Raw genomic sequence first — 13,386 nt, 5'->3', positions numbered from 1 at the left:
CCAATTCCCGTGTATTACCTCTTTCAAAAATCAGAACACTACGAAGAGCGAAGTATCTTGCCGTAGCGTGTGCCTGCACTTATCAAAAACTAGGATGGAAGGAAGCAATTTAAAATATTCATTAGTTCACAGTTTTTATCTACTATGAATCAAGTAATATTAAATTTTTTTTCATAAGGAGCTTGTTAATGCTAGAGGTTGCGAAATTATCTTATACTTTGCCGAATCGAACAACGCTTTTCCGTGATATTTCTTTGACACTTGATGAAGGAGAAATTGTTGGGTTAATTGGTGCTAGCGGGTTAGGCAAGACGACATTTGCTAAAGTGATAACAGGTTATCTTCCTGCACAATCTGGTGAGGTCAATTGCAAACCATTAAAAAACAAACCGAATCCTGTCCAATTAATATGGCAGCATCCAGAACAGTCGGTCAACCCAAAATGGCGCATACATAAGGTCTTAGAAGAAGCAGGGGAGATAGATAGGCAATTGCTCGATGAGTTGAACATACCTTTTGAATGGTTACATCGTTATCCACACCAACTTTCAGGCGGCCAACAACAAAGAATCTGCATTGCACGTTGTTTATTAACGACTCCTTCCTACATAATTGCAGATGAAATTACGACGATGTTAGATCCGATTGCACAAGCAGAAATCTGGAAGCTGGTAACGGAATATGTCAAGAAACATAAGGTTGGATTACTAATTATTAGTCATGACCACACTTTATTAGATAAACTATGTGAAAAAATAATTGATTTTACACAATTTGTGAAACCAACCGATGAGCTTTCTCGTAATAATGAAGAAGGGGTGAGAAAATGAGAGAACAACCAAATGAAAGAATTGCCACCGATGCAATTAAGGCGTGGAAATTAACGGCACAACTTATAGCGATTATACCATTATTATTGACGATAGCAGCTTTTGTTGTAGCATACTTTTTCGAATTTTTACAGTATTGGGTAGGTATCGTACTTGTAGGTTTAACTGCTTTGGAATGGGGAATCACCGTATATTTCATACCTAAATTAAGATGGAGAAGATGGCGCTACCAAATCTATGACCAGGAAATATACATACAGCATGGAATTTTAATCGTGACCAGAACCGTCGTACCGATGATAAGAGTACAGCATGTCGATACACAACAAGGTCCGATTTTAAAGAAGTATGGATTAGCAACTTTACAAATTTCAACTGCTGCTACAACACATGAAATACCTGCCTTATTAGAAGATGAAGCAGCAGATTTACGAGATCAAATCTCCGAATTAGCGAGGGTGGAACAAGATGATGTCTGAACCAAAACGATTACACCCGGCAGGAATGATATTTAATATTATTCAGGCCATCCGTCAATCCGTGTTTGGATTTCTTCCTATTGTCATTTTAGCAGTAGGTAATGACGAGTGGTTTTATGTCATTCTTGGTGCTTCCATTTTGATCGGTTTAATTATTGTATTTAGTGTTTTATCCTGGTTTCGTTATACCTATCAATTAGAAGAAGATCAAATTCGTATTGAACAAGGTATATTAATTAGAAAAAAAAGAACGATATCTAAACATCGGATTCAATCGATTGATCTATCGCAAAATATAATTCATCGCATAATGGGTTTAACAAAAGTACAGATTGAAACGGCGGGTAGTGATCATCGGATTGATGCGGCTTTATCTGCGGTGACGATGGCTGATGGTAAAATGCTTCACGATCAACTTAAATATAAAAAACAAGTGAAAGTGGATGAGAACGAAGATACAGAAGGAACCCAGCAGGAGATAAAAGAAGAGGTACAAGAAAAAGATTATCCTCAGAAAAAAGTTACACCAAAAACATTACTTGTAGCTGGTTCAACTTCAGGAAGTTTCGGAATTATTCTTGGTTTATTTGGTTTAGTCTTTTCTGAAATAGAAACGTTTATTCCTGACCGATTTTATAATCAGGCAACAGAATGGTTGTTTTCTCAAGCAACTCAAGTGTTGATCGCATTTACTGTTATCGTATTGATTTTATTGTGGATGTTAGGTATTTTACAAACATTAATCCAATACTGGAATTTTACCATTACGAGATATGACAAAGAATTATTTATTACGAGAGGATTATTAGAAAAGAAACAATCCACTATTCCTTTAAAAAGGATTCAAGCGGTCGGTATTAAGGAAACGATTATTCGCCAGCCATTAGGACTAGCCTCGGTCTATGTCGATATTGCCAGTGGTGAAATCGGCAAGAGCCAAGAGATGCACACGTTAATCTTCCCTTTAATGCGTAAAAAGCATATCCCTAGCTTTTTAAAGGAATTATTACCTGAATATCGCTATGAGCCTGAAGGAATGATAAAACTATCGAATAAAGCAATCCCATATTATTTAGTTCGAGCAGCTATATTACCATTGATCGCGACAATTGTAATTGCCATTATGTTTTTTAAATTTGCTTGGATTCCACTAGTAGTGACTTTACTTACTTGCATATATGGTTATTTTCAATTTAAATCAACGGGATATCTTATTCAAGATCAACAATTGCTGGTGCAAAGTCGTGCTATTAGCAAGGATACCGCTTTAATACCTCACAAAAGATTACAGTCTTTAAAAAAGAAACAGCACATTTTACATCGGAAACAGGGATTAGCGACATTAGATACAGCAATCTTAAATATGTTTGTTGGTCGACATTTCATTGTTAGAGAATTAAGAGTAGAGGATGTAGATCACATAGCAGATTGGTATTCATACCGAGATAAGCCTCTATAACTCTATATTTTATATTTAGATAGTTAGTACATGTGTACTAACTATCTTTTTTTACAGGTACCCATTTTGAAATCACAGAATAATAAAATGAGGCTGAGACAAAAGTGATTTGATAAACATAAAAACTGAACGATTATGTGAATTCTACGATTAGAAATTGTTATCGTTCGGATTTTTCAATTACGTAATAGGGACAGTGGAAATTTTGACATGTATAAAATGCTTAAAAACCGCTACGACTTGCCCATTTCGTTTTCCGAGGGGCGTGTTTTCAGCTAACTTTTGTAAAGAAAATCACTTTACAAAAGTGGATCTTCAGATCACGCTGATCCCTCAGGAGTCGAAGCGGGCAGCCGGAGCGGATGTTTAGCAGTTCCAACCATTTCAATATTTGCAACAGAGTACTGCAGGTAACCTTCTTATGTTCATTTTAATACATTACATTATTCGTCTTTGGAGTGAAAAAAATGGATTTGTCCCAACCTCAAGTGAAAATAGAAAACTACTGTTTTACGGCATGGATAAAATGAATGGTCTCGAATGCAGTCAAATAATCCGACCGTCCACTAAAGAAAACCTGCTTTATCTTAGTTGGGGATAAGTGTTCATAAATAAGTAATCCTGATTTTTCTAACATAGTCTCCATTTCATTATAAGTGAAATTGGATTTCATAGGTTCACCACTTGCCGAAGCCATCTTCACCATATTTTTAACTCTATTAGAAATTCCACTTTCCTCAAAGAGTTTCTCGTCTGCATAATCAATAACAATTGAACTTCCCCGTGGGACATTAGCAAATAAATGATTAAGTAGGTTGGCATTTTCCTCTTTAGTTAAATAATAGGAAACGCCCAGTAAGCTAAAGAATGTTTTTTGATTTACAAACCCTGCATCTATTAAATCTTGATTAGAAAAACTAGTGGTGAAGTCCATTGAAACAAAATGAAGGTTATTCGGTATAGAAAACTTGCTGGCAGATAGCTTCTTCTTTTTGAATTCTTGTGTAGCTGGATAATCAATTTCAAATATATTTAAGCAACTTTTCAATTCTGGATGACGTAAGGCGAAAGTATCTAACCCAGCTCCGAGTATGACATACTGCGCTAATCCTAAGCTAACTTCGTTAAGTAATACTTTTTCACAATATGCAGATCGTGCTAAGGGTGTAGGAGAAAGTTGAATTTGTGTAATCCATTTTAATATTTCTTCTGGATCATCTTGATGCCTTTGCGCAATATCTGGGTTAAAAAATTGAATTCCTTCAATCATATTTTTACTAATCGCTAAAAATTCTTCCTGGGAAATTAAATCTTTTGCAATAAAATCATCAAAAATTTTTGGTGTGTCAAATTGGCTGTGATAAGCTCGCCCAAAAGCAGAGACAATGGAAGTTAAACTAGATTCATTATGTTTCATATTATTTCCTCCCACAAAAAAATAAGATTCCCCTGGCCAGGAGAATCTTATTATAAAACAATAGTAACTAATTGTAAATTATAGCATAAATGAAATTTTTTGTCAATTATTTTGATTGTGATCACTTTAAGAATAATAAAAATATTGACGAATTTTTGCGTTAGGTGTATTATTTTTCCCAAGGGAAACTTTTCGGATGTTTGGGCATATATATAATTGAGATCTATAATCACGGTGAACAAATGCTCATAATCCCCGCTTCAAAACACAAGGGTTAAGAGCGGGGTAACTCACGCTAACCTTGATAAGTTTCGCAAATCATCAAGTGGGAAGAAGTATACTCTCACTGATGGAAGTCACATTATTATTGTTTGAATAGGAGAGGTGGACAGCTGATGGAGTTTGAAGGAGTGATCTTAGCGTTTAGTTTGACTTTGCTTGCAGGTTTGGCAACAGGTGTTGGTAGTATTCTTGCATTTTTTACATCCAATACAAATACGAAATTTTTGTCCTGGGCATTAGGGTTTTCGGCTGGTGTAATGATTTATGTCTCTATGGTGGAAATTTTTGTAAAAGCACAAGACTCATTGGTTGGAGAATTAGGGGAAAAAACAGGGGCTTGGTTAACAGTTATAGGTTTTTTTGCTGGTATGATTTTAATAGCATTAATTGATAAATTTATTCCGAAGCAAGGTAACCCACATGAGTTGAAAAAAGTAGAGGATATGAACAAAAATCCAAATGGTGATGGAAGTTTATTAAAGATGGGTACGTTCACTGCATTGGCCATTGGTATTCATAACTTTCCTGAAGGAATTGCTACTTTTACGGCTGCTTTACAAGATCCTGGTTTAGGGGTTGCCATTGCTGTTGCAATAGCCATTCACAATATTCCAGAAGGAATTGCCGTTTCAGTTCCGATCTATTTTTCAACAGGAGACAAAAAGAAAGCATTTAAGTTATCATTCCTTTCAGGTTTATCTGAACCTATCGGAGCTTTAGCTGCCTTCTTATTTTTAATGCCTTTTTTGTCAGACGTGTTGTTTGGCATGATTTTTGCGGCAGTGGCTGGAATTATGGTATTTATCTCTTTGGATGAATTATTACCCGCTGCGAAGAAATACGATGAAGCTCACACTTCTATATATGGGCTTATAGCAGGGATGGCATTAATGGCGTTAAGCTTATTATTGTTCATATAAAAAAAACGGGGTACGTTCCCCGTTTTTTCTATTTTCGTATCATTTTTGCAATAAAGACTACTAGCGCAATTACTAGTAAAATGTGAATGAGACCACCTGCAACTTCAAATAAAAAGCCAATAATCCATACTAATAGTAGAATACCTATAATTGTCCAAATCATGAAGTCACTCCTTCTTAACGATTGTACGTATACAATACCCATTAACGACAATAATAAACTTTTTTCAATAAAATGTTGCAAAATTTGAAGTAGCTTGTTATAATAATCAACGTGGTTTCGTTAAGAAATCGTTAATTTTATTTAATAAACTGTTAATAAACAGTGTTAGTCATTTTAATATGCGGGTGTAGTTTAGTGGTAAAACCCCAGCCTTCCAAGCTGATGTCGAGGGTTCGATTCCCTTCACCCGCTCCATACATAGGGTTGAACGTAGTGTTTCGTTTTTAATGAAGCATTACGTTTTTTTGTGTTTCGCTACGACAGTAAGTATCTTGACAAAACGGTGAATAACCACGAAATAATGAAGAGTATGAATAAAACACTTGCGAATCATCGTTTATAACTTGTATTGTAGAGGTTGAATAACTATATAAGAGGAGTAATTAGTATGAAAAAGTTACAACAACTCTTACAAAATATAGATGGAAAAGGATATAAAGCCTATAAATCTATCCAAGGTCGTTATTCCTTCCATCGTTATGAATTGTGTGTGGACTATGTTCAAGGAGATCCATTTGCGTCTCCTTCGAAAATACGTATTGTGATTCCAGATGCATATCGTCCGATTAAAGATGAATGGAAACAGTCAAATGAAAGAAATATATATGTAGCTGATCATATGGCTCGTTCGGTAGCAAAAGCGATTCAAGCGGAATCCAAACAATTGCGTGGATCTGGTAAAAGTGGATTAATTCATATTGATCAACCAGGTCAGGAAATTCTTGAACGAACAGCAGTTCAATTAAAAAAAGATAAAACAATTGTCTGTTTATCGGTTGGTTTGCCGGCAAATGGGCGTCGTATTAATGGTAAGGAAGCAGAAAAGTTATTTTTTACGATTCTGCCCTCGATTCTGAAATACTCCATTTTTGCTATTAAGGATGAGGAATTAGAACAGAGTGTCCAGCTAGCAGATCAACATATTGCGATAAGAGAGAAAATGAAGCAAAATAATTGGATTGGGTTTATTGCAGATGGTGCGATACTTCCACGGGAAAGTGGAGTGAGCAATAGACCATTAAAAAAAGCAGTGCCTTTTGAAAGTCCACAAGAAAATAGAGTAGAAATCAATCTGCCTCATCGTGAGGATCCTTTAACAGGTATGGCAATTAAGAAAGGAATAAGCCTAATTGTAGGAGGCGGCTACCACGGAAAAAGTACGTTACTGCAAGCATTGGAGCGCGGTGTTTATCATCACATTCACGGTGATGGCCGTGAATATGTGTTAACTGATCCTGACGCTGTAAAAATAAGAGCGGAGGATGGCAGACAGGTGACCTCGGTCAACATCTCAGCTTTTATTAATGATCTCCCACATGGGCAAGCGACGACTAATTTTACGACAGAGAATGCCAGTGGTAGTACCTCACAAGCAACTAATGTAGTGGAAGCAATTGAGGCAGGGACGACAACATTGTTAATTGATGAGGATACAAGTGCGACTAATTTTATGATTCGTGATGTACGGATGCAAGCTCTTGTTCACGAGGACAAAGAACCGATCACACCATTTATCGATAAAATCAAACAATTACGAGATGATTTAGATGTATCAACAATCTTAGTAATGGGTGGTTCTGGTGACTATTTTGATGTGGCAGATGAAGTAATCATGATGGATCAATATAAACCATTTAGCGTCACAGACAAAGCACGTGAAATTGTGAAAAATCATCCTGTATCACGTCAGTCGGTAACGGAAAAACTGACTATTAATATGAATCAACGTGTCTTTTTACCTCAAAGTCTAAACTTACAAAAGGGAAAAAAGAAAAAAGTCCAAGCAAAAGGTCTTTATACCATTATGATGGGGACGTCAACAATCCAGCTCCAAGATGTAGAACAGTTAGTCGATGCTTCGCAAACTCAGGCCATCGCAGAAATGTTACGTTTCATGGAAGCGAAAGGGGTTTTAAAGCAAACAAAACCATTATCGGAGTTGCTTGACGACTTGGAAACACTAATAGATAAAGAAGGTTTACAAGCTTTTGCTCCGTTTCCAAATCAACATCCAGGTGACCTAGCCCGGCCAAGAAGATTTGAAATAGCGGCGTGCTTGAACCGAATGAGGACAGCAAAAGTTCGATAAAAAGGAGGTGAGTGTAATGGCATATCAAAAGCTTAAAGAAGAGTTAATTGCTTATAGTAAAGAAATTGGTATTGATAAAATCGGTTTTGCCAGTACAGAACCTTTTACTGAATTTAAATCGAGATTAGAAGAACAGCAAGAATTAGGTTATGCTTCTGGTTTTGAAAAAGGAACCAATGAAGAAAGAACGGAACCGGAACGACTAATGCAAGGTGCAGAATCGATCATCGCTATTGCACTTGCCTATCCGACAAAAATTAAAGACGAGCCTAAAAGTGTCAAAGGAGATCGTCGCGGTTTCTTTGCCCGTGCATCGTGGGGAACAGATTATCATATTGTTTTAAAAGAAAAATTAGATAAGCTCGCGTCTTTTTTACAGGAAAAAGTGCCCGGCTTTCAATACAGTTCGATGGTGGACACGGGAGAGTTATCTGACCGAGCTGTTGCAGAACGTGCTGGCATTGGTTTTAGTGGTAGTAATACATTAATCATTTCTCCAGAATACGGATCTTATATGTATCTAGGAGAAATGATTACTAATATTCCTTTTTCAGCTGATCAACCGCTTGAAGATGGATGTGGGACTTGCACGAAATGCATTGACGCTTGTCCAACTGGAGCGCTTGTTGAACCGGGAAGATTAAATGCACAGCAATGTCTCGCATTTCTCACTCAGACAAAAGATTTTATGCCAGAAGATCATCGTACGAAACTGGGAAATTACATCTATGGATATGAAACTTGTCAGGTCGTCTGCCCGTATAACAAAGGAGTAGATTTTCATAATCACGAAGAATTTGAGCCTGATCCTGAACTGGTAAAACCGCGACTTGTTGATTTGTTATCCGTTTCCAACCGTGAATTCAAAGATAAATTTGGGAAAATGGCTGGTTCATGGCGTGGTAAAAAACCACTCCAACGTAATGCAATTCTCGCCTTAGCCCACTATAAGGAAGCTTCGGCGGTTGATAAGTTAATCGAATTGATGAACGATGATCCACGTCCAGTCATCCGTGGAACAGCAGCATGGGCAATTGGCAAAATTGGCGAAGAGCGAGGGTTCCGAGCTATTGAACAAGCAATGGAGCGAGAAAAAGATCCGGAAGTTATCGCAGAAATGGAAAAAGGTTTACAATTTGAAGCTGTTTCAAAATAATATACAGTGGGAGGTTCTATAATGAATACGCTGGTCTATTATCCATATGATTCACCACTTGGCACTATTTTACTTGTAAGTTATGATCAAGATCTTATTCTAATTAAATTTGGTACGATTCAGGAGAATGAAAAAGAGATTACAGCATGGGCAGAAAAACATTCACTCCCAACTTCATTAACGGAAGCAATAGAGCCATTACAAGAGACGATTTACCAATTAGATCAATACTTTAATGGAGAGCGAAAGACGTTTTCCATACCATATAAGTTTTATGGTACACCTTTTCAGCAAAAGGTTTGGCAAGCGTTAGCTGAAGTAGAGTATGGCAAAACTTGCTCTTATTTGGATATTGCTCATCACATTGATTCACCGAAAGCAGTACGTGCTGTTGGAGGTGCTAATAATAAGAACCCCATTTCCATCATTGTTCCTTGCCATCGTGTTATTGGAAAAAATGGCAAGTTGGTTGGCTATGGCGGAGGGCTAGATAAAAAAGAATATTTATTAGCACTAGAAAAGGCGGAAGCTTAATATGCTTCCGCCTTTATATGTTTTATTCTGTTGCTTCTTCATCAGATGTCTCAGTTGTAGTTTTTTCCGTTTGGTCTTCAGTGTCACTTTCCTCTTCTCCAGCACATGCAGTAAGTGCGCCAAATGCTAAGAAAGCAACAGCAAATAGAGAAAGCCATTTGTTTTTCATCAATTATCCCTCCTTCAATTTCCATTCTAAAAATCAATATGGATAATTACAACTAAAAATTCCATTTATTAACTAAAATTTATATTATTTACATGAGGTTAACATAAAAAAAAGCGCAAGTGCCCGTTAAGAAAAGGAATCACTGAGAAAAGAGAACCAATGATGACTTTCACCCAAGGGCATAAGGACGCTTCGTGGACGTGGCTCAACACAACCATATTTATCCACATAGTCAAATTTTATAATTTCCATAAAAAAAGGTAAGCGAGTAGCTCGCTTACCTCTATTTACTATTACTCTAGCCCAACATCGCTTTCCATTTCTGTGTTTGCTTGGGTATCGTCTTGACTATTTTCTTCTGTACCTTCTGTACCAGTACTGTCTTGATTACCTTCTTCGGTTGCGCCTTCGTCTGCAGGTGCATCTTCAGAAGGAGCTTCATCACCGGTAGCTGGATCTTCCTCTGGAGCTGGAGCCTCATCACCAGTAGCAGGCTCTTCTTCTGGCGTAGGTGTCTCTTCCTCAGCCGGAGCTTGTTCTTCCATTGGCGTATCTTCTGCTGGATCTGGACTTTCCTCCTCGTTACAAGCTGCTAGACCACCAACTGTCAGTACAGAAATTCCAATCAATGATAATATTTTTTTCTTCATGTTTAATTCCTCCTTCTTGTATGTTCACAAATCTTATTCCCAGGTAGTAAACCAATTAATCATAAAAAAAGCCTATTTAATATAATGTTAATCTTCCTTAAATATAGTAATAGATTTGAAAATTTTATGATATAACGAAACAAAATTGTAAACTTAATCAGATCATGTTAATCAAGACTAATTGCAAATCTTATGAATATATATGGAAAAAGGGAGGGGATTGTGTTGTCAGAATGGAAGTTAATTAAAAGTCATTGGGAAGATAACTGGGATAAGAATGAGCATTCTCTTCGCAAAAAGCAACAGCTTCATAGGAAAAATGGTAAAAGTATTAATCATATAGATATAATAGGAAAAAAACAGGATACAAAGACAGCTAACGATCGGTCAGAGGTAGCGTATCAATTGTATATAAAACTATTTATTCAGGATCACGAAGATTTTTACCATGAAGAAGTGGTAGAAAATCGTATTGCAACTATAAAAAATAATGAATTAATAGAAGATAAAGAAATTTCATTTCAGACTGTGCTAAATCAAGAGAAAGTAGAGGTTGATCAAAATCAGGTTCGTTTTGCATATGATAGGAGAGCAGCGGTTCAATATGCAGAACGATGGTGGAATGATGCCAATCCTGCCTATCATTTTTTTGAAGATAATGATTGTACCAACTATATTTCGCAATGTTTACGAGCAGGAGGAGCTCCGATGAATGGTGCCCCGAATCGTTCTAAGGGCTGGTGGTATCAGAATAATAATTGGAGTTACAGCTGGTCGGTAGCTAACGCGTTTAGGTGGTATTTAAGTGGAGCAACATCAGGGTTAAAGGGAACAGAGTTAAGTGATCCGAAAAATCTATTACTAGGTGATGTAATTTGCTATGATTTTCAAGGAGATGGCAGATGGGATCATACTACTATTGTTGTGGCAAAAGATAGTCAGAACATGCCGCTAGTAAATGCCCATACGAATAATAGCCGCCATCGATATTGGACCTATGAAGATTCAGCAGCATGGACACCGGATTGTAATTATCGTTTTTTTCGAATAGGAGAGGAAGATCGTGCAAAAGATTAAGATTATGGTATAATAACTAGGGTTAATAAGCAATATTCGAGGTGAAAATACATTGGCAGTCCATGTCGTTCTATATCAACCAGAAATCCCAGCAAATACGGGAAATATCGCTAGAACTTGTCTAGCAACAAATGTTCATTTACACTTAATAAGACCACTCGGTTTTTCTACTGATGATAAAATGTTACGTCGTGCAGGATTAGACTATTGGCATGATGTTTCGATTAATTATTATGATTCATTGGATGAGTTATATGAAACATTTCCAAAAGGTGAGTTTTATTATATCGAAAACTTTGGTACGAAATATTATTCAGACTTTGACTTTAGCGACAGTGAGAAAGATTTGTTTTTCGTTTTTGGTCGTGAAACCAATGGCATTCCGAAAGAACTATTAGCAGGTAAAGAAGATCGTTGCCTGCGTATTCATATGACAGATAAAGTTCGTTCCTTGAATTTATCTAATACTGCAGCGATTATCGTCTATGATGTCTTAAAACAACAAGGCTTTCCAGGCCTAGATTAACCACAGCATAATTGTTGTGGTTTTTTGATTTATCACGGTGGTAATCGTCTGTAAGCCCTCACTTCGAGCTTCTAGTAACACAAAGAAGCTAAGTGGGGGTAAAAGACGCTACCACCCTGATAAGTTTCGCTAATGATCAGTGGGGGTCAAAAACCTCCACTGATCAAAGTCTTACTTTAACGAATGAAGGTGATGAAATGGAGCAGACAACAGTAATTAAAAAAACAGAAGACATGGTGCGTGAGAAATTATTGGGTGAGGGATCGGGCCATGATTGGTACCATATTGAACGCGTGACCACTACAGCTAAAAAACTAGCCGATCAAGAAAACGCTAATCTATTTGTTGTGACACTAGCAGCGCTATTACATGATTTAGCAGATGATAAGGTAGTAGAAAGTGAAGAGATCGGTTTGAAAGCAATTCAGGAATGGCTTGGGCAACATGGTGTAGAAAAACAAGACGTGAGGCATATTTTATCTATCATAAAGAATATGTCATTTAAAGGTGGTAACGGAAAGAAGCTAGAAACAATAGAAGGACAAGTTGTACAGGATGCTGACAGATTAGATGCGATTGGTGCGGTTGGCATTGCAAGGTGCTTTGTTTATGCTGGAAAAAAAGGTCAGCCTATGTATAATCCGGATTTAGAAGTACGAGAAGAAATGAGTATTGACGAATATCGTAAAGGTAAATCAAGTGCGATTCACCATTTCTATGAAAAATTGTTAAAATTAAAAGATTTAATGAATACGCGTGCAGGTTATCAATTAGCTCAAGAGCGACATCAGTTTATGGAACAATTTCTGGAAGTATTTTATCTAGAAGTCGGGGAAGATACAAAACCTAAATAAAGGAGAGGGTTAGCTTGACATCGATATGTTTTGTAAGACATGGGGAAACAGATTGGAACGCACTAGGGAAAATTCAAGGGCAAACAGACATCCCATTAAATAATAATGGGCGCTCACAAGCAGATGAATGTGGACGTTACTTACAAGATTCCGAATGGGACTTGATGATAACCAGCCCTTTACTGCGAGCAAAAGAAACAGCAACAATCATTAATAAATATCTCGATCTGCCTTTAACAGAAATGGAGGATTTTTGTGAAAGAGGCTTTGGTGATGCAGAAGGAATGACAGTAACGGAACGTTTGCAAGTCTTCCCGGATGGGATCTATCCTAATCAGGAAAGTTTTGAAGCACTTACGGAGCGTCTTGTCGAAGGAATACGTAAAATTCATAAGTTACATAAAGGAAAAAAAGTATTACTTGTTGCTCATGGTGCTGTGATCAATGCAATTTTAACCCATTTTTCAGACGGAAAAATCGGTTCAGGAAAGACTAAGCTTGTTAATGGTTGTATTAATCATATTGAATGGTTAGAAGAAGAATCCTGGAAAATAAAAAGCTATAATCAGACAGGTCATCTTTCAGCGTTTAGTAAAAAAGGTACTGTATAGATAACATAGAGGTCGATGAAAATAATAATGCTTAAAGTAGCTTTATAGCTTTTCATTGGCTGCTTGCGTCGAATAGAAGTGATCTAAACGACGTCAGGAGCCTCAAAAAG

At 36.9% G+C, this 13,386-nt stretch carries 15 protein-coding genes and 1 tRNA gene; 12 read left to right on the top strand and 4 right to left on the bottom strand.

All coding sequences use genetic code 11. The annotated features are described in order from the left end of the window. The first annotated feature begins 188 nt into the window (after positions 1 to 188). The 3 genes from ACTWP4_RS21495 to ACTWP4_RS21485 are packed head-to-tail and all read left to right on the top strand — an operon-like array spanning position 189 to position 2,768. On the top strand, positions 189 to 830 hold the full coding sequence (locus tag ACTWP4_RS21495; RefSeq protein WP_443130836.1) for an ABC transporter ATP-binding protein: 642 nt from the start codon (positions 189 to 191) through the stop codon (positions 828 to 830). Further along, positions 827 to 1,309, top strand: coding sequence for a PH domain-containing protein (locus tag ACTWP4_RS21490; protein WP_443130835.1), 483 nt, complete (start codon positions 827 to 829; stop codon positions 1,307 to 1,309). Before ACTWP4_RS21495 ends, ACTWP4_RS21490 begins: the two co-directional genes overlap by 4 nt. Then, positions 1,302 to 2,768 (top strand): PH domain-containing protein, encoded by a 1,467-nt coding sequence (locus ACTWP4_RS21485; RefSeq protein WP_443130834.1) that lies wholly within the window; start codon positions 1,302 to 1,304, stop codon positions 2,766 to 2,768. The genes ACTWP4_RS21490 and ACTWP4_RS21485 overlap by 8 nt, the downstream gene beginning before the upstream one ends. 502 nt (positions 2,769 to 3,270) lie before the next feature. Here ACTWP4_RS21485 and ACTWP4_RS21480 read toward each other — a convergent pair. Further along, entirely contained in the window at positions 3,271 to 4,185 is a 915-nt protein-coding gene (locus ACTWP4_RS21480; protein WP_443130833.1) for a class I SAM-dependent methyltransferase, read from the bottom strand. A 395-nt stretch (positions 4,186 to 4,580) separates the two neighbouring features. On the opposite strand from ACTWP4_RS21480, the gene zupT reads away from it, so the two are divergent. Beyond that, a complete protein-coding gene (gene zupT / locus ACTWP4_RS21475) occupies positions 4,581 to 5,387 on the top strand; it encodes a zinc transporter ZupT (protein WP_443130832.1) in 807 nt (268 codons plus the stop codon). Positions 5,388 to 5,415: 28 nt separating this feature from the next. Here zupT and ACTWP4_RS21470 read toward each other — a convergent pair whose 3' ends face one another. Further along, positions 5,416 to 5,550 carry a lmo0937 family membrane protein gene (locus ACTWP4_RS21470; protein ID WP_443130831.1) on the bottom strand — a complete coding sequence of 45 codons (135 nt, stop codon included), beginning with the start codon at positions 5,548 to 5,550 and terminating at the stop codon, positions 5,416 to 5,418. Positions 5,551 to 5,731: 181 nt separating this feature from the next. Here ACTWP4_RS21470 and ACTWP4_RS21465 point away from each other — a divergent pair. The 4 genes from ACTWP4_RS21465 (at position 5,732) to ACTWP4_RS21450 (ending at position 9,389) form a co-directional block, all read left to right on the top strand. Then, positions 5,732 to 5,805: transfer RNA gene (locus tag ACTWP4_RS21465), tRNA-Gly, on the top strand. Between the two features lie 193 nt (positions 5,806 to 5,998). Continuing rightward, a complete protein-coding gene (locus ACTWP4_RS21460) occupies positions 5,999 to 7,699 on the top strand; it encodes an ABC-ATPase domain-containing protein (RefSeq protein ID WP_443130830.1) in 1,701 nt (566 codons plus the stop codon). Positions 7,700 to 7,715: 16 nt separating this feature from the next. Further along, positions 7,716 to 8,855 carry a tRNA epoxyqueuosine(34) reductase QueG gene (gene queG, locus ACTWP4_RS21455; RefSeq protein ID WP_443130829.1) on the top strand — a complete coding sequence of 380 codons (1,140 nt, stop codon included), beginning with the start codon at positions 7,716 to 7,718 and terminating at the stop codon, positions 8,853 to 8,855. A gap of 21 nt (positions 8,856 to 8,876) precedes the next feature. Then, complete coding sequence (locus ACTWP4_RS21450; RefSeq protein WP_443130828.1) at positions 8,877 to 9,389, top strand: methylated-DNA--[protein]-cysteine S-methyltransferase; 513 nt, start codon at positions 8,877 to 8,879, stop codon at positions 9,387 to 9,389. A 22-nt stretch (positions 9,390 to 9,411) separates the two neighbouring features. Here the strand turns inward: ACTWP4_RS21450 and ACTWP4_RS21445 are convergent, their stop codons facing one another. After that, complete coding sequence (locus ACTWP4_RS21445) at positions 9,412 to 9,558, bottom strand: hypothetical protein (RefSeq protein WP_443130827.1); 147 nt, start codon at positions 9,556 to 9,558, stop codon at positions 9,412 to 9,414. Positions 9,559 to 9,851: 293 nt separating this feature from the next. Beyond that, positions 9,852 to 10,208: a hypothetical protein gene (locus ACTWP4_RS21440; RefSeq protein WP_443130826.1), complete on the bottom strand. Its 357-nt coding sequence runs from the start codon at positions 10,206 to 10,208 to the stop codon at positions 9,852 to 9,854. A gap of 225 nt (positions 10,209 to 10,433) precedes the next feature. Here ACTWP4_RS21440 and ACTWP4_RS21435 point away from each other — a divergent pair, with 225 nt between their 5' ends. The 4 genes from ACTWP4_RS21435 (at position 10,434) to ACTWP4_RS21420 (ending at position 13,276) form a co-directional block, all read left to right on the top strand. Further along, positions 10,434 to 11,285: an amidase domain-containing protein gene (locus tag ACTWP4_RS21435; RefSeq protein ID WP_443130825.1), complete on the top strand. Its 852-nt coding sequence runs from the start codon at positions 10,434 to 10,436 to the stop codon at positions 11,283 to 11,285. Between the two features lie 52 nt (positions 11,286 to 11,337). Continuing rightward, on the top strand, positions 11,338 to 11,811 hold the full coding sequence (trmL, locus tag ACTWP4_RS21430) for a tRNA (uridine(34)/cytosine(34)/5-carboxymethylaminomethyluridine(34)-2'-O)-methyltransferase TrmL (protein ID WP_443130824.1): 474 nt from the start codon (positions 11,338 to 11,340) through the stop codon (positions 11,809 to 11,811). Between the two features lie 197 nt (positions 11,812 to 12,008). Beyond that, complete coding sequence (locus ACTWP4_RS21425) at positions 12,009 to 12,665, top strand: HD domain-containing protein (RefSeq protein ID WP_443130823.1); 657 nt, start codon at positions 12,009 to 12,011, stop codon at positions 12,663 to 12,665. 14 nt (positions 12,666 to 12,679) lie between these two features. Next, entirely contained in the window at positions 12,680 to 13,276 is a 597-nt protein-coding gene (locus tag ACTWP4_RS21420; RefSeq protein WP_443130822.1) for a histidine phosphatase family protein, read from the top strand. Positions 13,277 to 13,386 lie beyond the last annotated feature (110 nt).

Origin of the sequence: Gracilibacillus sp. D59 (assembly GCF_052246695.1) — a bacterium.
In the GTDB taxonomy this organism is placed as follows: Bacteria; Bacillota; Bacilli; order Bacillales; family Amphibacillaceae; genus Gracilibacillus.
Note: the sequence above shows the minus strand (reverse complement) of the source record. Positions and strands in the feature narration are given on the sequence as shown.

Bases quoted from the DNA above. Each gene is read 5' to 3' on its own strand.
- ACTWP4_RS21495 (WP_443130836.1), top strand. From the start codon at position 189: ATGCTAGAGGTTGCGAAATTATCTTATACTTTGCCGAATCGAACAACG.
- ACTWP4_RS21490 (WP_443130835.1), top strand. From the start codon at position 827: ATGAGAGAACAACCAAATGAAAGAATTGCCACCGATGCAATTAAGGCG.
- ACTWP4_RS21485 (WP_443130834.1), top strand. From the start codon at position 1,302: ATGTCTGAACCAAAACGATTACACCCGGCAGGAATGATATTTAATATT.
- ACTWP4_RS21480 (WP_443130833.1), bottom strand. From the start codon at position 4,185: ATGAAACATAATGAATCTAGTTTAACTTCCATTGTCTCTGCTTTTGGG.
- zupT (WP_443130832.1), top strand. From the start codon at position 4,581: ATGGAGTTTGAAGGAGTGATCTTAGCGTTTAGTTTGACTTTGCTTGCA.
- ACTWP4_RS21470 (WP_443130831.1), bottom strand. From the start codon at position 5,550: ATGATTTGGACAATTATAGGTATTCTACTATTAGTATGGATTATTGGC.
- ACTWP4_RS21460 (WP_443130830.1), top strand. From the start codon at position 5,999: ATGAAAAAGTTACAACAACTCTTACAAAATATAGATGGAAAAGGATAT.
- queG (WP_443130829.1), top strand. From the start codon at position 7,716: ATGGCATATCAAAAGCTTAAAGAAGAGTTAATTGCTTATAGTAAAGAA.
- ACTWP4_RS21450 (WP_443130828.1), top strand. From the start codon at position 8,877: ATGAATACGCTGGTCTATTATCCATATGATTCACCACTTGGCACTATT.
- ACTWP4_RS21445 (WP_443130827.1), bottom strand. From the start codon at position 9,558: ATGAAAAACAAATGGCTTTCTCTATTTGCTGTTGCTTTCTTAGCATTT.
- ACTWP4_RS21440 (WP_443130826.1), bottom strand. From the start codon at position 10,208: ATGAAGAAAAAAATATTATCATTGATTGGAATTTCTGTACTGACAGTT.
- ACTWP4_RS21425 (WP_443130823.1), top strand. From the start codon at position 12,009: ATGGAGCAGACAACAGTAATTAAAAAAACAGAAGACATGGTGCGTGAG.